The sequence below is a fragment of the Labrenzia sp. THAF187b genome (assembly GCF_009363375.1).
Taxonomy (GTDB): Bacteria; Pseudomonadota; Alphaproteobacteria; order Rhizobiales; family Stappiaceae; genus Roseibium; species Roseibium algicola.
Window position 1 is genome coordinate 3,078,031 of record NZ_CP045344.1, and the last position, 21,690, is coordinate 3,099,720.

23 protein-coding genes are annotated in these 21,690 nt (G+C 60.1%); 13 read left to right on the plus strand and 10 right to left on the minus strand.

Features of this window, described 5'->3' with window-relative positions:
* Nucleotides 1–112: 112 nt before the first annotated feature.
* Entirely contained in the window at nucleotides 113–904 is a 792-nt protein-coding gene (locus tag FIV03_RS14045; protein ID WP_152509981.1) for a crotonase/enoyl-CoA hydratase family protein, read from the minus strand.
* 86 nt (nucleotides 905–990) lie between these two features.
* Here FIV03_RS14045 and FIV03_RS14050 point away from each other — a divergent pair, with 86 nt between their 5' ends.
* Nucleotides 991–1,578: a TetR/AcrR family transcriptional regulator gene (locus tag FIV03_RS14050; RefSeq protein ID WP_152509982.1), complete on the plus strand. Its 588-nt coding sequence runs from the start codon at nucleotides 991–993 to the stop codon at nucleotides 1,576–1,578.
* A 91-nt stretch (nucleotides 1,579–1,669) separates the two neighbouring features.
* Here FIV03_RS14050 and FIV03_RS14055 read toward each other — a convergent pair whose 3' ends face one another.
* Nucleotides 1,670–2,395 carry a GntR family transcriptional regulator gene (locus FIV03_RS14055; protein ID WP_152509983.1) on the minus strand — a complete coding sequence of 242 codons (726 nt, stop codon included), beginning with the start codon at nucleotides 2,393–2,395 and terminating at the stop codon, nucleotides 1,670–1,672.
* A 132-nt stretch (nucleotides 2,396–2,527) separates the two neighbouring features.
* Between FIV03_RS14055 and dctP (FIV03_RS14060) the strand changes: the two genes are divergently transcribed.
* The 6 genes from dctP (FIV03_RS14060) (at nucleotide 2,528) to FIV03_RS14080 (ending at nucleotide 8,181) form a co-directional block, all read left to right on the plus strand.
* Entirely contained in the window at nucleotides 2,528–3,550 is a 1,023-nt protein-coding gene (dctP, locus tag FIV03_RS14060; protein ID WP_152509984.1) for a TRAP transporter substrate-binding protein DctP, read from the plus strand.
* 157 nt (nucleotides 3,551–3,707) lie between these two features.
* Nucleotides 3,708–4,229 (plus strand): TRAP transporter small permease, encoded by a 522-nt coding sequence (locus tag FIV03_RS14065; RefSeq protein WP_031268181.1) that lies wholly within the window; start codon nucleotides 3,708–3,710, stop codon nucleotides 4,227–4,229.
* Complete coding sequence (locus tag FIV03_RS14070; RefSeq protein ID WP_055655680.1) at nucleotides 4,219–5,535, plus strand: TRAP transporter large permease subunit; 1,317 nt, start codon at nucleotides 4,219–4,221, stop codon at nucleotides 5,533–5,535. Before FIV03_RS14065 ends, FIV03_RS14070 begins: the two co-directional genes overlap by 11 nt.
* Before the next feature lie 10 nt (nucleotides 5,536–5,545).
* Entirely contained in the window at nucleotides 5,546–5,710 is a 165-nt protein-coding gene (locus FIV03_RS31590; RefSeq protein ID WP_173013843.1) for a hypothetical protein, read from the plus strand.
* Between the two features lie 4 nt (nucleotides 5,711–5,714).
* On the plus strand, nucleotides 5,715–7,448 hold the full coding sequence (gene araD, locus FIV03_RS14075; RefSeq protein ID WP_152509985.1) for an L-arabinonate dehydratase: 1,734 nt from the start codon (nucleotides 5,715–5,717) through the stop codon (nucleotides 7,446–7,448).
* A gap of 7 nt (nucleotides 7,449–7,455) precedes the next feature.
* Nucleotides 7,456–8,181: a ribonuclease activity regulator RraA gene (locus tag FIV03_RS14080; RefSeq protein ID WP_152505859.1), complete on the plus strand. Its 726-nt coding sequence runs from the start codon at nucleotides 7,456–7,458 to the stop codon at nucleotides 8,179–8,181.
* Between the two features lie 276 nt (nucleotides 8,182–8,457).
* Here the strand turns inward: FIV03_RS14080 and FIV03_RS14085 are convergent, their stop codons facing one another.
* The 5 genes from FIV03_RS14085 to FIV03_RS14105 all read right to left on the minus strand — a co-directional run bounded on the left by FIV03_RS14085 (nucleotide 8,458) and on the right by FIV03_RS14105 (nucleotide 14,283).
* Nucleotides 8,458–10,350, minus strand: a complete 1,893-nt coding sequence (locus FIV03_RS14085; RefSeq protein ID WP_152509986.1) for a bifunctional sugar phosphate isomerase/epimerase/4-hydroxyphenylpyruvate dioxygenase family protein — start codon at nucleotides 10,348–10,350, stop codon at nucleotides 8,458–8,460.
* Nucleotides 10,351–10,367: 17 nt separating this feature from the next.
* On the minus strand, nucleotides 10,368–11,642 hold the full coding sequence (locus FIV03_RS14090; protein ID WP_152509987.1) for a TRAP transporter large permease: 1,275 nt from the start codon (nucleotides 11,640–11,642) through the stop codon (nucleotides 10,368–10,370).
* Nucleotides 11,639–12,172 (minus strand): TRAP transporter small permease subunit, encoded by a 534-nt coding sequence (locus FIV03_RS14095; protein ID WP_152509988.1) that lies wholly within the window; start codon nucleotides 12,170–12,172, stop codon nucleotides 11,639–11,641. The genes FIV03_RS14090 and FIV03_RS14095 overlap by 4 nt, the downstream gene beginning before the upstream one ends.
* Before the next feature lie 121 nt (nucleotides 12,173–12,293).
* Nucleotides 12,294–13,301, minus strand: a complete 1,008-nt coding sequence (gene dctP, locus FIV03_RS14100) for a TRAP transporter substrate-binding protein DctP (RefSeq protein WP_031268177.1) — start codon at nucleotides 13,299–13,301, stop codon at nucleotides 12,294–12,296.
* Nucleotides 13,302–13,374: 73 nt separating this feature from the next.
* Nucleotides 13,375–14,283, minus strand: a complete 909-nt coding sequence (locus tag FIV03_RS14105; protein ID WP_152509989.1) for a shikimate dehydrogenase — start codon at nucleotides 14,281–14,283, stop codon at nucleotides 13,375–13,377.
* Nucleotides 14,284–14,430: 147 nt separating this feature from the next.
* On the opposite strand from FIV03_RS14105, the gene FIV03_RS14110 reads away from it, so the two are divergent.
* The 4 genes from FIV03_RS14110 (at nucleotide 14,431) to FIV03_RS14125 (ending at nucleotide 17,507) form a co-directional block, all read left to right on the plus strand.
* Nucleotides 14,431–15,096 (plus strand): TetR/AcrR family transcriptional regulator, encoded by a 666-nt coding sequence (locus tag FIV03_RS14110; RefSeq protein WP_022997922.1) that lies wholly within the window; start codon nucleotides 14,431–14,433, stop codon nucleotides 15,094–15,096.
* Between the two features lie 141 nt (nucleotides 15,097–15,237).
* Nucleotides 15,238–15,570 carry a metalloregulator ArsR/SmtB family transcription factor gene (locus tag FIV03_RS14115; protein WP_055655668.1) on the plus strand — a complete coding sequence of 111 codons (333 nt, stop codon included), beginning with the start codon at nucleotides 15,238–15,240 and terminating at the stop codon, nucleotides 15,568–15,570.
* A complete protein-coding gene (locus tag FIV03_RS14120; protein ID WP_173013844.1) occupies nucleotides 15,563–16,672 on the plus strand; it encodes a permease in 1,110 nt (369 codons plus the stop codon). The genes FIV03_RS14115 and FIV03_RS14120 overlap by 8 nt, the downstream gene beginning before the upstream one ends.
* 10 nt (nucleotides 16,673–16,682) lie before the next feature.
* Nucleotides 16,683–17,507, plus strand: coding sequence for a transglutaminase-like domain-containing protein (locus FIV03_RS14125; RefSeq protein ID WP_152509990.1), 825 nt, complete (start codon nucleotides 16,683–16,685; stop codon nucleotides 17,505–17,507).
* A 22-nt stretch (nucleotides 17,508–17,529) separates the two neighbouring features.
* On the opposite strand, the gene FIV03_RS14130 is transcribed toward FIV03_RS14125, so the two are convergent.
* Nucleotides 17,530–18,219, minus strand: coding sequence for a dimethylsulfonioproprionate lyase family protein (locus tag FIV03_RS14130; protein ID WP_152509991.1), 690 nt, complete (start codon nucleotides 18,217–18,219; stop codon nucleotides 17,530–17,532).
* Between the two features lie 179 nt (nucleotides 18,220–18,398).
* On the opposite strand from FIV03_RS14130, the gene FIV03_RS14135 reads away from it, so the two are divergent.
* The gene (locus FIV03_RS14135) at nucleotides 18,399–19,496 is read left to right on the plus strand and encodes an FAD-dependent oxidoreductase (RefSeq protein ID WP_152509992.1); all 1,098 of its coding nucleotides are present in this window, start codon (nucleotides 18,399–18,401) and stop codon (nucleotides 19,494–19,496) included.
* 62 nt (nucleotides 19,497–19,558) lie between these two features.
* Here the strand turns inward: FIV03_RS14135 and FIV03_RS14140 are convergent, their stop codons facing one another.
* Complete coding sequence (locus FIV03_RS14140; RefSeq protein ID WP_152509993.1) at nucleotides 19,559–20,059, minus strand: cytochrome b/b6 domain-containing protein; 501 nt, start codon at nucleotides 20,057–20,059, stop codon at nucleotides 19,559–19,561.
* A 176-nt stretch (nucleotides 20,060–20,235) separates the two neighbouring features.
* Here FIV03_RS14140 and FIV03_RS14145 point away from each other — a divergent pair, with 176 nt between their 5' ends.
* A complete protein-coding gene (locus FIV03_RS14145; protein WP_152509994.1) occupies nucleotides 20,236–20,823 on the plus strand; it encodes a GNAT family N-acetyltransferase in 588 nt (195 codons plus the stop codon).
* A 98-nt stretch (nucleotides 20,824–20,921) separates the two neighbouring features.
* Here FIV03_RS14145 and FIV03_RS14150 read toward each other — a convergent pair whose 3' ends face one another.
* Nucleotides 20,922–21,668 carry an SIMPL domain-containing protein gene (locus FIV03_RS14150; RefSeq protein WP_152509995.1) on the minus strand — a complete coding sequence of 249 codons (747 nt, stop codon included), beginning with the start codon at nucleotides 21,666–21,668 and terminating at the stop codon, nucleotides 20,922–20,924.
* Nucleotides 21,669–21,690 lie beyond the last annotated feature (22 nt).

A 21,690-nucleotide genomic window follows, 5' to 3' on the forward strand; every position in this document is an offset into this window, starting at 1 on the left:
AAATTGCTGGTTAAGTCTCTGTAATTAAATAATTCTTTTTTTGTAAAACTTTTCTGACACATCCGTCGGCAGCACACTTCAGGCGTGCTGCCCCCTGTTTTTTTGGCTGGCTTCAGGCGCCCTGATAGTCCGGCATGCGCCGCTCGATCCAGCCCGTGAGGCCCTCGTGAACGTCCCGTGTGGCGGCCATGCGTGCAAACTGCTCCTGTTCGATCCGCAGGCCTTCGGAAATGGTCGTGTTGAGCCCGCGCGTGACGGCGGTCAGGATCCTGGAAGCAGCCAGTGGGGAGTGACGCAGGATGCGCTCTGCGAGGGCAAAGGCCGCCTCCAGTTCGCTGCCGTCGGTGACGACCTGGTTGACCAGTCCGAGCTCATGAGCTCTGTGCGCGGAAAAGCTGTCACCGGTGAGAAGCAGTTCCAGGGCCCGTTTGCGGCCTGCAAGGCGCGGCAGACGCTGCGTGCCGCCGAAGGTCGGCGGGATGCCGATATTGATTTCCGGTTTGGCAAAGAGCGCGCTTTCGCAGGCGACGGCAAGATGAACCGCTTCGGTGATTTCGCAACCGCCGCCGTAGGCCAGACCGTTGACGGCGGCAATGACCGGCTTGGGAAAGTTTTCCAGGCGCGCGGTCATGCGCTGGCCCCGCTGGCAAAAATCGCGCACCGCGACGTCGATGCCCTCCGCGATGGTGCGCGAAAACTCGTGAATGTCTCCACCTGCCGAAAAGGCGCGCCTGCCTGCGCCGGTGATGACGACAACACGAGTGCTCTCGTCCGCTTCCAATTCGTTCAGATGAGCCAGGATGAGGTCGTTCGTAGCGTAGTTGAGCGCGTTCAGCTTCTCGGGCCTGTTGAGGGTAAGCAACGCGATGGGGCCGTGGCGGTCCAGAAGAACAGGGGCAGTCATGGGCTTCGTCCTTGGTTGAAAGTCGATAGAAGGACGCTAGCGACGGTGCGCATTGAAGTATATTCACTGGTGAGTATACTTGATCGATGATCAAACCTGCCGAAACAGCCAGAGAGCGGATCCTGACCGCTGCCAACAAGCTCTTCTATGCGGAGGGAATCCGTGCCGTTAGTCTCGACACGATCGCGGAGAAGGCAGGTATCACCAAGAAGACGGTCTATTACCATTTCAAAAGCAAGGACGACCTGATCGAAGCTTATCTGGCGTCACGTGATCAGCCCAACCTCAATCAGTTCCGGAAATGGTTTGGGAAGGCCGAAGGTGATCTGCCGGACAAGGTGGAGGCAATCTTCCGCCAGATAGCGGTTGCTGCAAGGCACCCGAAATGGAAAGGCTGCGGCTTCCTGCGAACAGCGGCGGAACTTGCCAATATGCCCGGGCATCCGGCGATGAAGGTTGGTGCCGGTCACAAGAAGAAATTCGAGGCGTGGATGGCGGAAGAATTCGAGGCTGCAGGTATCGGCGGAGCACCGCACTTGGCCCGCCATATCGTGCTGCTCCTGGACGGCGCGTTTTCAACCATCCTGGTTCACCGCGATCCTGCCTATGCGGAAGCTGCAGGAGAGGCGGCGCGGGCACTGGTTGCATCGGCGATGCTTGATCGGGCTACCTGACGATCAGCCCCGTCCCCATGAAAGCCTGGTACTGCAAGTCTTGCTGGGGCGGTGGGCTTTCACTCGATCTCTTGCCTTGCTGGGCTACGGCCTAGAAGAAGGCAGGATTGCGGGCGACGATCTGATCGACCTGCTGCAACGTGCCTGACAGATGTTCGCGGACAGCGGTTTCCGTGGCCGTTTCATCACTTGCCTCGATACCGGCCAGGATGAGCCCGTGATATCGCAGGATGCTGGCGGGTTTGCCGGGGTCGGGTAGGTTGAGATTGCGCAACCGGTCGATATGGCCGGAGCGCGACGCTACAAGCTGACACAGGCTGGCAAGCCCGACCGCCTTGAACAGCGACAGGTGAAAGCGTTTGTCGAAGGTGGCAAAGAGGCCGAGATCACCCTCGGCATGTGCCGTTTCCTGAAGCTTGAGGATCTGACGGGCAGGGGCGATGGAAGATTTGTCGTCCTGTCTGGCCAGGGTGCGTGTCACTTCCAGCTCCAGCGACAGGCGCAAGAACTGGGTTTCGCGTGCATGGTCGACGTCGATCTTGGAGACTTCGGTCTTGGATTGCGGATAGATGGTCAGCAACCCTTCTTCTTCCAGCTTCATCATCGCATCGCGCACAGGGGTCTGGCTGACACCGTAATGGCTGGCAAGATCCGTCCGCGACAGGCTGAGCCCGGGCTTGAGGTCAAGCGAGATGATCCGTGCGCGCAGCGATTCCTGGATCTGCTGGCTGACGGAGATCCGCCGGATCCTTTCACCGCTACTGGCGTCTGCCGCCTTGTTCGGGTCATCCAGCAACCGAGCCAGTTCAACCGTCATCGCTGATCCTCTTATTCAAACACACGATTCTTCTCGGGCGAAGATAGAACAGACTTGCAAGAAATGCCCTAATATATTAATGCATCAGATAGCGGGAGGAGGAGCTCCCCGCGCAATCGAGTGGAGGACACCATGAAATTCACCGCCGCTGCCCTGGCAGCTTCGGTCTCCGTCATCGCAACAATGGCGCAGGCAGAGACCTTCAGTATTCAGACCTCTTTCAATGCAGGGGACTTTTCGACCCAGTATCTGACGGAAACCTGCCTTCCGAAAATCAAGGAAATGACCGACGGCCGCGTCGAAATCCAGCTGACGCCGAACGGATCCGTGGTCCCGGCAAGAGAAACGCCTGATGCTGTTGCAGCCGGCGTTTTGGATGGCGACTTCACCTCCGTGAACTACTTTGCAGGCCGCGAGCCGGCCTACGCCATCATGGGCGACCTCATCTCCGGCTACGACACGCCGCAACAGATGATCGGTTTCTGCAAGGACGGTGGCGGCGAAGCCGTGATGCAGAAGGCAGCCGATGCCGTGACCGGTGGAGAAGTGCAGGTCGTTGCCTGCGGACCCTATTCTCGCGAAGCATTGCCGGCCCGCGTACCGATCCGCACGTTCGAAGATCTGGAAGGCAAGAAGATCCGCTCTCCGGAAGGGCTTGCCGCCGCGGTCTTCCAGGCTGCCGGCGCGTCGCCGGTATCCATTCCTTTCTCTGAAGTCTATGGTGCTCTGGAAAAGGGCATTGTCGATGCAGCAGACGCCTCGGCCTACGTCAACAACGACGCGACCGGTCTGCATGACGTTGCCCCTTACCCGCTTTATCCCGGCATTCACTCCATGCCGTCGATGCAGTTCACCATCAACAAGGCGAAGTGGGATGCTTTGAGCCCGGAAGACCAGAAAGCCCTGCGTGACTGGTGGTACGAAGCCATGTTCGCAATGGCGGCTGAAGTCGACAAGAAGGACCAGGAACTGGCCGCGCGAGACGGCGCTGGCGAGAAGATCGAAGTGATCAACTGGGCCCAGGAAGATCGCGACCAACTGCGCGAGATCGCCCGGAAGGAATGGGAGAACTATGCCCAGAAGTCGGACCTTGCCAAGGAAGCGCTTGACGCGAACCTCTCCTACATGACCGAAATCGGTCTCTTCAAGAACTAGGACCCGGCCAGTGACGCGTGCCCTTGCTTTCCACGTTGCAAGGTGAGGGCACGCAGCTTTCTTGCCAAAGCTCCTGAGCGGGCACAGTCTCGATGACCTGGCCTTGTGCCCGGCCGGATTCACCTGTCCGCTTCAGGTCTGCATTCAGGGAGAGATGATGAAACGCCTATTCGCGCGTTATGCCGACGTCATGGACAGTGTCAGCGTGTTCATCGGTCATGGCTGTTCCGTGCTGTTTTTCGCCTGTATCGCGGTTTCCGCGCTCGAGGTGGTGATGCGGTACGGGTTCGACAGCCCGACCGTCTGGTCGACGGAACTTGCCATGACGCTCTGTGCTTCGGCCTGGGTGCTTGCGGTTGGTTATGTCACCCAGCGGCACCGCCATATTTCCATCACCATGATCGAAACGCTGGTCAGTCCACGGGTCTGGCGCGTAATGCGCCTGTTGCAGATGGTGATTGCGGCTGGTGCGGTAATTGTCCTGACCATGGCCCTGTGGGATCCGATGCTGAAAGTTCTGAAGCGCACCGAGCACTCGGGAACCGCGCTGAACTCGATCCAGCCGACCTATCTCAAGATCCTGCTTGTTGCTGGCTGCGTTCTCTACATTCTCCAGCTTGCCGCCAACATCATTCGCTGGTGCCAGCGCACCGAAGGGGAGATCGCCGGTGGGCATTGAACTTATTACCCTTCTGATCGTCGTCGCGCTGCTGGCGCTGATGGCGCTGGGCGTTCCGCTCGGCATCACCACACTGACGGTGTCGCTGGCAACCGCGATCCTCTATTTCGGCGAGCGTGCCGGTTTCTTCATCGTTGCTGCCAATGTCGGCGAGGTCCTGCACAAGTACGAGCTGATCGCCGTTCCCTTCTTTGTCTTCATGGCCAACGTCCTCGAACGATCGGGGATCGCACAGTCGCTGTTCGACAGCATGGCGATCCTGGGCGGGCGCTTCCGTGGTTCGGTCGCGGTCCAGACCTGTGTGGTCGCGGTGGTGCTGGCGGCAATGTCCGGCATCATGGGCGGCGAGATCGTCATGCTCGGCCTGATCGCGCTGCCGCAGATGCTGCGGCTCGGGTATGACCGTAAGCTGTCCATCGGCATCATCTGCGCTGCCGGCGCCTTGGCAACGCTGATCCCACCCTCGGTCGTTCTGATCGTCTACGGTCTTGCGGCCCAGGTTTCGATCACCAAGCTCTTCGCCGCCTCTGCCGTACCGGGGCTGATCCTCGCCAGCTTGTTCATCATCTACATCCTGATCCGGGTGCGCTTCAATCCGGCACTGGCACCGATCTACGACATTCCCGAAACCGGCTTGCCGCTGTTCCAGCGCGTCAAGTTCCTGAAAGGGGTTGTTCTGCCAGGGCTTCTGATCGGTGCCGTGCTCGGGGTCATTTATTCCGGCATCGCCACTGTCACGGAGGCCGCGGCTGTCGGAGCCGTGGGGGCTCTCGTGGTTGCTGCCGTCCGCAATGAGCTTAACTGGAAGATGGCACGTGATGCCATGCGCCAGACGGTGCTGACGGTTGGGTCCATCATCTGGCTGGTGCTGGGGGCTGTCTCGCTGATCGGCATCTACAACCGGATCGGCGGCGGCGAATTCCTGCGCGGCCTGCTGACATCCCTTGATATCGCACCGATCCTGGTCATCGTCGTCATGATGCTGATCGTCATGGTGCTCGGCACGTTCCTGGAATGGATCGCGATCATCTTCATCACCGTACCGATCTTTGCACCGGTGGTGGTGGATCTCGGCTTTGACCCGGTCTGGTTCGGGGTTCTCTTTGCCATGAACATCCAGATCTACTACCTGTCGCCACCTTTCGGGCCAGCCTGTTTCTTCCTGAAATCCGTAGCGCCAAAAGATATCCAGCTGCAGGAAATCTTCGCCGCCGTGCTGCCGTTCATCGCCCTGCAAGCTGTCGGCCTGTTCCTGGTGCTGTTCTTCCCCGATCTGGCCCTGTGGCTGCCAAACCTGCTGGACTGAGGAGGTAGAGATGAAAATCACCGACAAGGATCTCACCCGCCAGGATGAGGATATCGCACCGGGAGAATTCGCGGACGAAGAACGCCGCGACGACCGGTTCGGCAACTGGCCGGAGGTTGTCGGCCTCGTCTTCACCCTCATCGTCATCTGGCTGACCTTTGCCTTCACCGGATAAAATCATGACGCACAAAGCCCCAAAAGACTTACGATCCGCGCGCTGGTTCGCTCCTGACGATCTGCGCAGCTTCGGCCATCGCTCGCGGATGATGCAGCTCGGCTACTCGGAAGAGGACTTCCGGGACAAGCCGGTCATTGGCGTGCTCAATACCTGGTCGGAGCTGAACACCTGTCATTCCCACTTCAAGGAGCGGGTGCAGGACGTGAAGCGCGGCGTCTTCCAGGCGGGAGGCTTTCCCGTCGAGATGCCGTCGCTCTCGGTCGACGAAAGCTTCACCAAGCCGACCTCGATGCTCTACCGCAACATGCTGGCCATGGAGACGGAGGAGATGATCCGTTCTCACCCGCTGGACGGCGTGGTGCTGATGGGAGGCTGTGACAAGACCACACCAGGCCTTGTCATGGGGGCGATCTCGGCAGGTGTTCCGATGGTCTATCTGCCGGCAGGCCCGATGTTGCGTGGCAACTACGCCGGCAAGATCCTGGGGTCGGGGTCCGATGCCTGGAAATACTGGGACGAGCGCCGGGCCGGCAACATTTCCGACGATGAGTGGCTCGGGATCCAGGGTGGTATCGCTCGCTCTGCGGGCACCTGCATGACCATGGGGACGGCTTCGACCATGACAGCGATCGCAGACGCCATGGGGCTGACCCTTCCGGGAGCATCTTCCATTCCGGCGGTTGATGCGGGCCATCAACGCATGGGAGCCGATTGCGGCCGGCGCATCGTTGAGATGGTCTGGGAAGACCTGACACCGGACTGGATCATCACGGACGCCGCCTGCCGGAACGCCGCGGTCGTTGCGATGGCGACCGGCTGTTCCACCAATGCGGTCGTCCACCTTATCGCGATGGCGTGTCGGGCCGGTGTGGAGCTGTCGCTCGACGATCTGGACGCCCTTGGCCGGGTGACACCGCTGATCGCCAATGTCCGTCCTTCCGGCAAGGACTACCTGATGGAGGATTTCTTCTATGCAGGCGGTCTGCGTGCGCTGATGAAGCAGATCGAGGATCGGTTGGATCTTTCCGCCCTGACCATTACCGGCAAGACGTTGGGTGAAAACCTGGAAGGCGCGGTCGTCTATAACGACGATGTCATCCGTCCTCTCTCCAACCCGGTGTACGAGGAAGGCTCGCTCGCCGTTCTGCGCGGGAACCTCTGTCCTGACGGGGCCGTGATCAAACCGGCGGCCTGCGACCCGAAGTTCCATTTCCACGAAGGACCGGCCCTGGTCTTCGACAGCTATCCGGAAATGAAGGCGGCCATCGATGACGAGACCCTGGAGGTCACGCCGGATCACGTCCTGGTGCTCCGCAATGCCGGGCCTCAGGGCGGGCCGGGTTTTCCCGAATGGGGCATGCTGCCGATCCCCAAGGCGCTGATCAAGCAGGGCCATCGCGACATGCTGCGGATCTCCGATGCGCGCATGTCCGGCACCTCCTATGGTGCCTGCGTGCTGCATGTCGCGCCGGAAAGCTACGTCGGCGGACCGCTGGCACTGCTGAAGACCGGTGACATCGTCCGGCTGGATCTCGCCAACCGCCGCCTCGACATGCTGGTGGACGAGGTGGAACTGGAGGCCCGCAGGGCCGCCTGGCAGGCCCCCGTGCCACGGTATGAGCGCGGCTATGGTTATCTCTTCCAGCGTCACGTCACCCAGGCCGACAAGGGCTGCGACTTCGACTTCCTGCAATCCGACTTCGGCCGCACCGCCGGCGAACCCGATATCTACTGAGGACATCATGAGCGACTACACACTTTCCGACGACACCCGCGCGAAACTGAAAAAGGTCTCGACGGCTTCCGTCGCGACGGCGCTCTACAAGCGCGGCCTGCGCAACCAGTTCATTCAGGGCGTGGTGCCGGTAGCTCCGAAAGACGAAAACATGGTCGGTCAGGCTTTCACGCTGCGCTACATCCCGGCTCGGGAAGACCGCAATCCGATCACTGTTTTTCGCAATCCGGACCATCCGCAGCGGGTTGCGATGGAAACCTGCCCGCCGGGCCACGTGCTGGTGATGGATGCGCGCAAGGATGCGCGCGCGGCAACGGCCGGTTCCATCCTGATCACCCGGCTGGCCCTGCGCGGCGCTGCCGGTGTTGTCTCCGACGGTGGTTTCCGGGACGCAGAAGGTATCGGCGCACTCGACATGCCCGCCTATTACGCCAAGCCGTCAGCTCCGACCAACCTGACCCTGCATGAGGCGCTGGACATCAACGTGCCGATTTCCTGCGGCGATGCTCCGGTCTTCCCCGGGGACGTTCTGGTCGGCGACAAGGATGGCGTTATGGTGATCCCTGCACATCTGGCCGACGAGCTTGCGGACGAATGCACCGGCATGGAGAGCTTTGAGGATTTCGTGCTGGAAGAAGTGAAGGCCGGAACGCCGATCATCGGTCTCTATCCGCCGACGAAGGAAGAGAACGTGCAGAAATACGAAGCCTGGCGACAGAAGACCGGGCGGTAAGGGGGCTCACGAGCCGCGATGAAGCCGTCGCGGGTCGAATGGACTGACGTGATCGATGGGCGCTTTCGTTACCCACACCCACGCTACACTCACAACCTCATCCTGAGGAAGCGCGAAGCGCTGTCTCGAAGGATGGGCCGCTTGCTCAGAGTGTGTCGCCCATCCTTCGAGACGCCGCGTGGCGGCTCCTCAGGATGAGGGCGTGGGGGGCAGGATAGGTCTTGACTGACTGTCGCTCCTGTCGATGCATCAGCCCCGCGTTCTTTGCGGGCCAGCCTACCTTGCCGGCATGCCCTTCGCGCGGAAATGGCGTTTCTGGGCGGCGATGCGGAACTGGGCGTTGGCGGCGCCATAGCCCTTGTAGCCGCCGCGGCGTTCGACGATCTCGAAGAAGAAGCCTTCTCCGTAGGTCGGGCTGTACAGCTGGAAATATTCGCCGTCCTCGTCCCGGTCATAGAGAATGCCAGAGTTTTTAAGGTCGTTGAGGAAGTCTTCCTCCAGCCCGAAACGGGCATCCAGATCGTCGTAGTAGTTCGGAGATATTACCAGCGGTGTGAAGCCGTTGGCTTGCAGCGCCTTCACCGTCTTGAAGATGTCGGCGGTTTCGAAGGCGATATGTTGCACACCCGATCCGAAACCTTCCGAGATGAAATGCCCGGCAAGGGTCCTTCGGTTCTCCGCCCCGTTCAGCGTGATCCGCAGGCTGCCGTCGTCGTTTTCGATGGCCTGGCTGCGGACGAGGCCCGCCGGGTCGATGACATCCACCATGGCAGTCTTCTCCGTGTCGAAGATCGACCGATAAAACAGAAGCCAGGTGAGCATCTCGTCATAGTTCATTGTCTCGGCGAGGTGGTCGATGCGGAGCAGGCCGGCATCACCTGTCGCCCCGTCCTGATCAACCGGTTCGAACTCGATTTCCCACACCCGTGACAGATCCTTGCTGTCGTCGACGAAATGAATGACGCTGCCGCCGAGAGCGCGGATCGCAGGGATCTTCAATTCGCCCGGCCCAACCGGTTGTTCGAAGGTTTTGGCCCCCAGGGTCTCGGCACGGGCAACGGTTGCCGAAGCGTCTGCAACCTTAAGGCCGATGTCACAGACATTGGTGCCATGCGAAATGTAGGACGCATGGGCGAAGCCGCGCGGGTCGGTGTTGATGACAATGTTGATGCCGCCTTGCCGCCAGAGTTCGACCTCCTTGGAGACGTGCTTGCCGGCCTTGTGGAAGCCGAGCGTCGTCAACATGGCCGACAGGTCGGTTGCTTCCCTCCGGTCGGCGGCAAATTCAACGAACTCGATTCCTGCAACCGGTACCCTGTCGGGCATTTCGGGAACGGGGATCCGGATGCCGGGTTCGGTTCGCCGGACCTGGTCCATCAGGTAGAGCAGGGAGCGGTAACCATCGACGGCGATGGATTTCGGCGAACCGCCACGGAACTGGTCGTTAAAGATCTCCAGCGACAGCACGCCGTCATAACCTGTTGCCGCAACGGCCCGCATGAAGCCGGTCACGTCCAGATCCCCTTCGCCAGGCATGTTGCGGAAATGGCGGCTCCAGTAGAGCAGGTCCATGTTGAAGTTCGGCGCGTCGGCCAGCTGGACGAAGAAGATCTTGTCGCCGGGAATGGCCCGGATCGAATCGGGGTCAATCTTGCGCGACAGGGTGTGGAAGGAATCCAGGATCAGGCCCACGTTGGGGTGGTCTGCCCTGCGCACGATTTCCCAGGCATCGCGGTGATCGTTGACGAAACGGCCCCAGGCGAGGGCCTCATAGCCGATGCGGATACCGCTCCTGGCGGCAAGGTCACCCAGCTCTGAAAGATCATCGGCGGCACGATCGATGCCACCAAGCGCGATGGGAGATACGTTGGAGCAGATCAGCACAAGATCCGCGCCCATCTCCTGCATCAGGTCGAACTTGCGTTCGGCGCGGGCAAAGGTCCGGGTGCGTTGCGGTTCGGGCATGCCCTCGAAGTCTCGGAAGGGCTGAAACAGCGAGATCTCCAGGCCATGGTCGCGGACCATCTGGCCGACGTCCTTCGGACTGCGGTCGAAGGCCAGGAAGTCGTTTTCGAAGATCTCGACGCCATCGAAGCCGGCAGCTGCGATTGCGCTGAGCTTTTCGGCAAGGTCGCCTGCGATGGAGACGGTGGCGATGGCGGTTTTCATGGGGACCTTCCGTGGGTTCAGTAGCCCATTATGCGGGGCAGCCAGATGACCGTTTCCGGTACAAATGTGAGGAGGAGCAGCACCAGCACTTCAACGAAGAAGAACGGCAGGATGGCCATGGTCAGCCGGGCCATGCCGACCTGGGCGATGCCTTCGGCGACGAACAGACAAAGGCCGAGTGGCGGGGTGATCAGGCCGATCATCAGGTTGAAGATGACAAGGATGCCGAAGTGGACCGGGTCCACGCCCATGCCGACCGCAATCGGATGCAAGATGGGCACCAGCACCAGCATGGCGGCGATGCCTTCCAGAAACAGTCCGACGAACAGGAACAGGAGAATGGTGGCAATCAGGAACGTGGTCTTGCTGTCCACATTCAACAGCACCCAGTCGGTCAGCAAGTTCGGAACGCGGTTGTAGGTCAGCAACCAGTTGGCGGCTGAGACCGCGGCAATGATGATCAGGATGACCGCACTGTCGCGCATGGCTTCGGAGAAAAGTCGCGGCAGGGAAGACAGCTTGATGTTTCGGTAGACGAAGATGCCGAGGAAAAGCGCATAGGCGACAGCGAAACTTGCCGCCTCTGTCGGTGTGACGACGCCGAGCAGGATGGAGCCGACCACGAACACCGGCATCAGCAACGGCAGTATCCCGCCGAGAATGGCCTTGCTGGCCGGCTCTGCGGTCAGCTCTACTGCCTGATCACCGTGATCGACCTTCACGGTCAGCATTACGAAGACGGAGAGGAAAATCGCCAGCAGAATGCCGGGAATGATGCCGGCAAGGAACAGCGCCGGCACCGAAACGCCGGAGACGATCAGCGCGTAGATGATCACCGGAATGGACGGCGGAATGATGGGCCCGATCACGGAGGAGGCCGCCGTCAACGCAGCAGCGAAGGGGCGGGAGTAGCCGTGTTTTTCCATCTCCGGAATGAAAACCCGGCCGATGGCGGATGTGTCGGCAACCGCGGATCCGGAAAGACCGGCAAAGATCACCGATGCCCAGATGTTGACGAGCGCCAGACCGGCGCGCAGCCGGCCGACCAGAACATTGGCGAAGGCAATGATGCGGCCGGTGATGCCGCTTTCGTTCATGACCTCGCCTGCCAGCACGAACAGCGGAATGGCAAGCAGGGGGAAGGAGTTCATTCCCTTGAACATTTCCGTTGCGACCACGCGCAGGGAATAGGGCGCTTCGCCATAGCCCATGAACACCAGCAAGGCTGCAATGATGGCAAGAGCGATTGGAACGCCGGTCGCGAGCCCGATGAGAAGGATTGCGTAGATCATGCCTGCACCGCCTTGATGGCCGAGATGCGTTCAAAGAACTTGAGAGCGGCGGCCACGGCCAGCAATGCTCCACCGATGGCGATCGCATACTGCCAGGTGCCGACCTTGGCGACCCAGACCAGCGACTCGATGCCAGTGGTTTCCGCAAGCCAGTTGCCGGCTGATTTCAGGCCCGAAGCGTCAAGGTTGCCTCGGCGAACGGCGAAGGCATGCCCGGAGAAGGCGAGGGCAACACCGGTTGCAAAACTGACCAGGTCGACGGCCGCGAAGAGTTTTTCACGAACGGAGACGGAGAGAAAATCGGTCAGCACCGTGAAGCGGATATGCCTGTCCTGCAGATAGGCAAGCGCGAGACCGAACATGACACCGTAGATAGTCAGATAGATCGGCAGTTCCTCGCCCCAGGAAACCGACTGGCCTACCGTGTAGCGGCGGAGCGAATTGACGAAGATGATGGCAAAGACGAGGGCCATCGACAGGCCGGCTCCGAGCGCAAAGAGGCGCCGGGCAAATTCGTTGACCGTTTTCATGTTCCAGGTCCTGCTTGTTCAGCTTTTGGCTATTCAACTGACTTTGATTGAACAGCCAAAAGCTGATCTTTTCCAACATTCCAGAACCCCGGGCGGCAAACCGCCCGGGGTCTTGACCGGATTACTGGCTTGCAGCAGCAACGGATTCCTGCAGGCGGTCGATCCAGACCGCATCCTCACCCAGTTCGCCGCGCAGATATTCGACGACCGCCGGCTGTGCCTTTTCGGCAAAGGCAGCGATTTCGTCAGCGGTCGGAGAATAGACCTGCATGCCTTCTGCCTGAACCTTGTTGACGCCTTCAGCCGTGCTCCACTGCTGGATGGAACGGCCCATGTTGCCGGCAATGCGCGCCGCACGGGCAACCACGGCCTGCTGGGCCGGAGTGAGCGACTGGTAGAATTCGTCGGAGATCAGGATGAAGTCGGCGGCATAGACGTGGCCGTCAAGGGTCATGTATTTCTGCAGCTTGTGGAGACCGTTGTTGTAGATCACGCCGACCGGGTTTTCCTGGCCGTCAACGACACCGGTGGAAAGCGCGTTGGGCAGTTCGGTCCAGGCGATCGGGGTCGGCTCGCCGCCGAGGCCTTTCACCATTTCCACGTAAAGCGGGATCGGCTGCACACGGAACTTCAGGCCTTCCATGTCCGCAGGTGTCCGGATCTCGCGAGTGCCGTTGGTGAAGTTCCGGAAGCCGGTTTCGCCATAAGCCAGCGTGCGCAGGCCGGTCTGTGCAAGGCAGTGTTCGGCAAGGGCATCGCCGAAGTCACCATCCAGCACGTCCCAGGCAATGGTTGCGGAAGAGAAGGTGTAGGGTATGTCCAGAACGGACGCAGCCGGGCAAGCCTTGGACATGGCGCCGGACACCAGCACGACCTGGGTCAGGTTGTCCTGGGCCTGGGCGACCAGCTCGTCTTCGTTGCCCAGCGCACCGGCCGGAAACAGTTCCACCGTCAGATCGGTTTCACCTTCAACGATGTTCTTGAAGATATGAGCGGCAGCACCTTTCTTGGAGGCGGTCCATTCGTCCGGGTCGACATGGGCCAGACGGATTGTCTGAGCCTGGGCCGCCGCGGCGAGGCCGACTGTGAGAAGGGCAGTAGCTGCCAGGGATGAGAATTTGAAACGCATGACTTCCTCCCGTTTGCGTAACATTTTCAAAATGACCTCTTCCGCTTTCGTGATGATGTGAAACCGGAAGGGGTTAAGCGTCCGCGGTCTCCCGCGGCATTTCATCGAAGGCGTCGAACGCCGCCTTCATCCGGACCGGATCGGCACGCCGACCGGTAAAGAGTTCAAAGGCCCGTACAGCCTGGAACACCGCCATGCCTGACCCGGGCAGCACCCTGCAGCCGAGCCGTCTCGCGCCAGCCAGAAGTTCGGTTTCGAGCGGGAAATAGACGATGTCCGCAACCCACATGTCGGGCTTGAGCAGCGCGAGCGGGAACGGTGTTCCGGGTGTCTTGGCCATGCCAACCGGGCTTGCGTTGACGATGCCGGACAGGTTGGCGCAGCTTGCGGCATCAAGGGTCGTGACCGGTTCCACGGTCAGTCCCTGACGATTTGAGCGAACCTGCCGGGCAAGTTGCTCTACGCGCACGGTGTCGACGTCGAAGATCTTCAGGTGCTGGACACCGCAATCCGCCAGCGCGTGGGCAACTGCAACGCCGGCTCCACCAGCGCCAATGAGAAGCACCGTCTTCAGGGACACGCCGATCATGTTCTGGCGAAAACTCTCGGCAAATCCCCATAGGTCGGTGTTGTGGCCAATGCGTTTTCCATCCCGGAACACGATGGTGTTGACCGAGCCGACAGCCGCCGCGTTGGGCGATAGCTGATCCAGCAGCGGGATCACTTCCATCTTGAACGGGTAGGTCACGTTGAGACCGTTGAAACCGGTCACCTCGGCCGCGTGCACAATAGCTTTCAGGTTCTGTTCGTCCTCGGGAAGCGTATCGACATCGATAATGCGATAGACGCCGCGCAGGCTCTGGGCTGCTGCTTCGGTCATGTGCATTTCCGGCGTCCTGGAACGGGCAATACCCCTTCCGATCAGGCCGGCCAGTACGATGTTGCTTGCTGCTTCCACCCAGGTTCCTCCCAGAAACCTCATTTGGCAGCCCCGTTTTCGGGGTCTGTATGCCTGGAGACCGCGTCTCCTGAGATTCAAAATGTACTAACCAGTTAATTCAGTCAAGCGAAATGTACTGTCCGGTTAATTTGGGCTGGTAACCCGTTCCGGGCTGGTTTAGAAAAAGGCATGTCGATCAATGAGTCTGAGCTGCCGGAAAAAAATTCTTCGCGGGGTCGCTGGAAGCAGGACCCGGAGGGAGTGCGTGCGAATATCCTGGCTGTCGCCCTGGAGGAATTCTCCGCGAACGGTCTTTCCGGTGCGCGCATGGATGAAATCGCGGCCAAGACGCGCTCGTCCAAGCGCATGATCTATTACTATTTCGGCGACAAGGAGAGCCTCTACCTCAAGGCTCTGGAAGCGGCCTACAAGAAGGTGCGCAAAGGCGAAGAACAGCTGGAGCTGAACCATTTGCCGCCAAGGGATGCACTGTCGAGGCTTGTGGCTTTCACTTTCGATCATCATCGCGAAAGCCCGGCGTTCATCCGTCTGGTCATGATCGAAAACATTCATCATGGCCGCTATCTCGAGCAGTCGGACGAGATCAAAAGCCTGAACGAAGCGGCAATTTCCCAGATTGCCGGCATTTATGCAAAAGGGGTAGCCGAAGGCGTCTTCCGCGATGGCCTGACGCCTTTGAGGATCCATTGGCTGATCTCGGCCATGAGCTTTTTCAACGTCTCCAACGCCACGACCTTCTCCATGCTGTTTGGTCCGGAATTGCAGTCGGCATCCGGTCAGGTTTCCCTCAAGGGCGATGTCTGCGAAACGGTAATGCGTTTCGTCGCTGCCTGATGCGCGAGCGCCAGCAAGGCCCTTCCGTACCCATCCTCTAGTTTCTTGCCCTGATCCGGAGGCCGCACAGCCTGTGGTGGCAATTGACAGCGCAAAAGAAACTATATAACTAGAAATATAGTTATATTAAACGAGGCGCAGATGGATCTGGAAATTGCAGCGCAAGGGTTTGCGGCACTGGGCTCGGAAGCCCGGCTGCAGGTGGTGTTGACCCTGGTGAAAGCCGGGCAGGGTGGTTTGACGGTCGGCGATATTCAGACCCGCACGGGCATGCCTGCGTCAACGCTTGCGCATCATCTGAAGTTTCTCGCGTCGGCAGGCCTGGTGTCCCAGGAAAAGGACGGCCGCTCGGTCATCAACCGGGCAGCCTATGGCCATCTGGAAAACCTTGCCGGTTACATCCTGAAAGAGTGCTGCGTGGACGAAAAGGGTTGTGAGTGCCCAACCCCGCAAAAGGAGACCGTCGATGTCTGATGCGATGAACAACCTTCAGCCAAGCGGCAGCGGCGCAAGCTGTTGCGCTCCAAAGACCGCCTGCTGCAGCACGCCGGCTTCGAAATGGTCCCTGAAATCTCTTGCCGTTTCGAAATACCTTCTGTCGACCTGGACGATTGTCGTCGGCGGTCCGTTGCTGGTGCTGTTGCTGGACCAGCCGCACTTCGTCGCTTTTGTAACCTTCGCGCTCTCCGCCTTCGCGGGCACATTGCCGTATATTGCTTTTGCCGTCGCTTTGATCGCCTGGCTCAAGGCGGCCGGCGCAGAAGCGTTTGTCGGACGTGCGTTCGAGGGACGCGAGACACAGGCGATCTTTCTCGCAGCCCTGTTTGGTGGTCTCGCACCTTTCTGTTCCTGCGAAGTCATCCCGTTCATTGCCGGTCTTCTGGCGGTTGGTGCGCCGTTGTCAGCCATCATGGCGTTCTGGCTTTCCTCTCCATTGATTGACCCGCCGACATTGCTGATCACTGCCGGTGCACTGGGATGGCCCTTTGCCGTCGGCAAGGCGGTCTTTGCGGTGGCGCTGGGTCTTTTCGGCGGTTTTTCCGTCGCACTTGCGCTGCGTAGCGGCTTTCTGGCCAATCCGGTGAAAATCGGGGCGGCGACCGGTGGCTGCGGCTGTGGCGCTTCTGCGAAGACAGGGCGGCCTGTCTGGCAAATCTGGAAAGAGACTGAGCGCACCGACAAGTTCCGGATCGAACTGAAAGCCAATGCACTGTTTCTGATCAAGTGGCTGGCACTGGCGTATGTGCTGGAAGCAGCTCTCGTCACCTATGTCCCCGCAGACCTGATTGCGCGGGCTGTTGGCGGCGACGGGCTGGGGGCAATTCTTCTGTCCGCATTGATCGGCATGCCTGCCTATCTCAACAGCTACGTGGCACCGCCACTTCTGGCTGGTCTGATGGACCAGGGCATGAGCGCCGGGGCCGCGATGGCGTTCATGATTGCAGGCGCTGTCAGCTCGATCCCGGCAATGGCTGCTGTCTGGTCACTGGTCAGGCCGCAGGTCTTTGCCGCTTACATCGGTATGGGATTTGCGGGGGCAGTGCTGTCCGGTCTTGTTTTCCAGCTGATCTTTTGAGGGAGTGACAATGCGCACGAACGTTTCTGTCACGGTCAGAGCGGATGAGGTTCGCAGCAAGTTGCTGGTGCCTGTCGGCTTGCCGACGCCACACCAGATGCCGGTCAGTTTCGAGATCAAGGGCGGAAAGCTGGGCCTGGCCGGAGAAATCACCACCGGCCAGATGGTGGCCGTGGTGTCGGTGGAACCCGGGGCGGACGTTGTGGTGAATTACGAATACCGCGACGAAGGGCCGGGCTATCCTGATGCGGTGTTTGCGCCGCTGCGAAACCGCTTTACCCGGGCAGCTCAAGATCTCGTCTATGATGCGATCAACATTGCCGACAGTCAGCCCGACGGTCACGCCGCCATTCAGGCGCTCGTCAACGCGGCGGCCGAAAAGTTCCGGTATGCCCATCCTCAGGTTCGTTTCAATGAGGGATGCGAAGAAGTGCCCTATCTGTCGTGCGGGCTGACGGAAGGGTCCTGCGTCGACATCAACACCTATCTGATCGCCAGCCTGCGTGCCGCCGGCTTTGAAGCCGGTTACGTGACCGGATATTTTTTCCCGCAAGAAAAGAACGGCTTCTGTGACGATATGCACTGCTGGGTGGTGACACGTCATCAGGGTGTGGTGCTGGAGTGGGACATTGCCCATCATCTGAAGATGGGCACACGGGAGATCTGCTGCGGGCTCAACCCGAAGCCGGGTGACCGGGTCGCACTGGCCCATTCCATGGGGCTGACATTTCCAGAACTCGGCATCTTTTGTGAAAAACTGATTGCAGAGCCCGTCTGGCTTTCGCCGGACGGGCTTGAAAAGGCAGAGATCACGATCCGACGAGATATCGTCTGACGTCGCCAGGGGTGGAGGTCTCTCACCCCTTCTTGCGGCTGAAGACCATCTTCTGGTTGGCGAGGCGTTCCGATGGGCCGATCCAGGCCCAGGCCAGAAGTGCCGGCTCCAGTTTGGACACGGTGATCCGATGCATGTGCTCCGGCGGGTTGAAGATCATCGACCCGGGCGCATAGACCCCCTGGTGATTTTCCGAAACCGATCCTGAAACGCAGATATAGCTTTCCGATATGCCGCTGTGAGCGTGGGCCGGATAGGTGCAGCCCGGTGCGAACAGGACCAGGCCCAGAATGACGTCCGTCGTCAGAACCGGTCCGTTCGGTCCGCAGATTTCCGCGTAGGCATACGTCTTGTCGAGGCCGCGCGGCACCTTCTCGTAGCCATACTGCCAGATGAGATGGTCCCGGACACTTTCGATGGCACGCACCAGCGGAGCGGTCCGCTCCTGCTTGCCCTCGTCAAGGGCACGCCGGAGATGTGCCGTCACGGGTTTGTGGGCCGGGGCATCGAAACGCATTTCCGGATCGGATTTCAGCACCCGCCCAATTGCCTCGCGCACCGCGCGCTGATGGGCCCGGATCTTGTCGCTGCCACCAGACGAGAGGAACCGGTAGGCCTCGTAGAATTCCCGCAGAAGATAGCCCCAGTCCGGGAACTCGGCGAGGCGGCGGCTGGCCAGAGGCTGTTCTTCCGAAATGTTATTTTCCAGCACGGCTTGTCCTCCCGCACCCTGATCACGATCTGCCTGAGCCTATCGGAACGGAGCGTAGCGGCTTCTCTCTTTACGGCAACCGAAAATACATAACCGGCATGCGCGGTTTGCGTCAGAACGTCTCTTGCACTCGCCGGACAGGCAGATAATCTGGCCCTCCATTCCGCAGGACAGAATTCATGACAGTTGTGATTGTTGGAGCCGGTATTTCCGGACTTTCCACCGCTTGGGCCCTGACAAAACGAGGCGTGCCGGTCACGCTTCTGGAGCAGGGACCTATCCCCAACCCGCTTTCGGCCTCCGGTGACCAGCACCGTATTATCCGCCGGGCCTATGGCGGTCAGGGCGGCTATCAGCGCCGCATCGGCGATGCTTACGCGGCATGGGACGAAATGTGGGACGACCTGGGTGAGAAGCACCTCGCCGAAACGGGATTCATGCTGTTGTCGCAGGAACCGGGCGATGGCGGCGAGGTCTATAGGGACGGTCTGGTCGAGGGCGGTTATCCGTTCGAGGACCTGACACCGGAAGAAACGGCAAAACGGTTTCCTTTCGTAGATCCGGCCACGATCCGTTATGGCGCTGTCAGCGATGAGGGCGGCGTTCTGCTGTGCCAGAAAATTGCCGCCGGGGTGCGCGACTGGCTGATCGCCAAGGGAGCTGATGTTCGCGAAAACGCACAGGTGACTGCCGTCGACACATCCGCGGGCACTGTGACCCTTGCCGATGGCAGTACGGTTTCCGGAGAGCATGTGATCGTGACGGCCGGTGCCTGGACGCTGGGGCTCTTCCCGAAGCTGGACATCAGCCTGACGACTTACCGGACCGCGGTTGTCTATCTGACGCCGCCTGAAGATCTGCGCGTGGCCTGGGAACGATCGCCGGCGATTCTCGATCCGGGCGGGCCGATCGACGGTTACATCCTGCCTCCGGTCGCCGGAACCGGCCTCAAGTTCGGGGCGGGTATTCACAAGTACAAGGCTCCACCGAACCAGGATCGGACGCCGGTTACAGGCGAAGGCGAGACCCTGCGCGACTATTTCTCTCCGCCGTTCGGCCGGATCAAGGAATACCGCGTGGATGACGTCGTCACCTGTGCCTACACCTTCACCTCCGATGAGCATTTCTTCGCAATGAGCGAAGGCAAGGCTACTGTCGTCTCGGCCTGTTCCGGACATGGCTACAAGTTTGGTGCCGTCGTGGGCCAGAAACTGGCGGAGGGCTTTACCGGCAACGACATGGACGTTGCGCGCGTCTGGCTGGAAGCACGCGATTAAGTCATCCGGCGTGAAAAAGAAGGCTCCGGCTTGCGAGATTGCCGGAGCCTTTTCTGTTTCGGCTAGTGCCGGGAAGATACCATCCGCATCATGATGCCATCCTTCAGGGCGATATGATGGTAGAACGCTCCCAGCACATGCAGTGCGATCAGCACGATGAAGAACGGCTTGCTCAGTTCGTGGATTTCTTCCGCAGTGTGGATGCCGCCGTACCAGGCCAGAAGTCCGGTGATCGGTACCAGCAACACGAGCAGATAGAGCAGGCCGTGGACACCTCTGGCGGCCAGTTCCTGGGCTCTTGAAGTGGGGAGCGGGGCAGGGACGCCGAATTTTGCCCGCACCAGAAGACGGATGACAGTCAAGGCCAGAACGGCAATGCCAACCCAGATGTGGGCATTGCCCAGAAAGGCGGTTGCCGCATCCGGCATGCCGCCGTCGCGCAGCGCGTGTTTGAGATCGCCCATGCTTTCGCCGAAAATCAGCTGAAACAGGATCAGGGCGGCGATCACCCAGTGCAGAATGATATGGATCGGGCTGTAGGACGCTGGCTGTGTCGTGGACATGGCGCGCTTTGGCTCCTCGCAAAGAAAAGAAATGCCAAATATTAGTGTCACGACCGGGCAGGCAGAGGTATCGGGGTTTTGTACTATTTGGTAACAGGTCCAGGCGGGTTTGCGACAATTGGAACAAGTTGACCTGTACCCAGCGGGCAGGCGGGTTTTGAAGGACGGGAGGCATCATGCCAGCTGATATCAGAACGCTGACGGGCGAGGAGTTGACAGCTGCGCTGAACGATCTTGCGCGCCTGAGGATATCCGTCTTCCGCAGCTGGCCATATCTCTATGAGGGGTCTCTGGAGTACGAAGCCGGATACCTGCAACGCTATGCCCGGACGGAGGGAGCCGTGATTGTTGGTGCTTATGACGGCAGCCGACTGGTTGGAGCGGCGACAGGTGAGCCGCTCGGTGCCGAACTGGAGGCTTTCAAGACCCCTTTCCTCAAGCAGGGACTGGATCCGGAGAACGTCTTCTACATGGCCGAATCCGTTCTGGATCCTGCCTACCGTGGCCAGGGCATCGGCCATCGCTTTTTTGATGAGCGCGAAGCGCACGCCAGGCGGCTCGGCTTCGGTGAAGCAGCCTTCTGTGCGGTGATCCGCCCGGATACACACCCGCTGAAGCCGGCGGACTACGCCCCGCTCGATCCGTTCTGGCGCAAGCGCGGTTACGAAAAGCTGGAGGGTGTCGTCGTGACGTTTCCCTGGCGCGATGTCGGCGAGAACGAAGAAACCGACAAGCCGATGCAGGTATGGCACCGGAACCTTTGAGCGAACCCGGCAGCCCGCTGACCGGTGAACGAAGCTTTGGACAAAAGAAAACCGGGGCCTGGAAACCAGACCCCGGTTTTCTTGTTTCCGACGCGTGGTTACTTCAGCGTCCAGCGGATGGTGACATTCGCGCTGATGGTTTCCTCGCCCGCCTCGATCGGTACATCGGCGGACTTGGCCATCATCATGCCCTCGGCCCGCATCATGTAGGGGCGCGGCATTTCGGTGCCGGTTTCCGTGATGTCGGCAATGGTGCCGAGATCGACACCGGCAGCGGCCGCAAAGATGCCTGCCTTGTGCCGAGCATCCTCGACGGCCTTCTTGCGGGCTTCATCCAGTATCTCGTCGGCATTGCTGACTTCAAAGCGGATGGAATCGACCGAGTTTGCACCGCTTTCGACGACAAGCGTCAACAGCCCGCCAAGCTTGGCCAGATCGCGGATCTTGATCTCAACGCCGTTGCGAACCTCATAACCGGCAATATCCGGTTGGCTGCTGGAGTTCTTGGAGTGATCGTAGCGCGGGTAGATGCCGAACCCCTTGGTCTGGATGTCCTTGGCTTCGATGCCGTTTGCTTTCACCGCTTCAATGACCTTGGCGATTGCAGCGCTGTTTTCAGCCAGAACGTCGGCAGTGGATTTGCCGGTGGTGACGACGCTTGCGGAAATGACGGCCATGTCGGGGGCAACGGAAACTGCACCGCGGCCCTGCATGGTGATCGTGCCGGCCGGTGCCGGGGAATCCTGCGCGACAGCCGGTGCGGCACTCACGAGCGCGGCACTGAGGCCAGCGGCCAGAACAGCCTTGCGCAGCAGGGAGACGGAGGGGAAAAGAGGGGCATTCATATGAACTTATCCTTGATGGAAA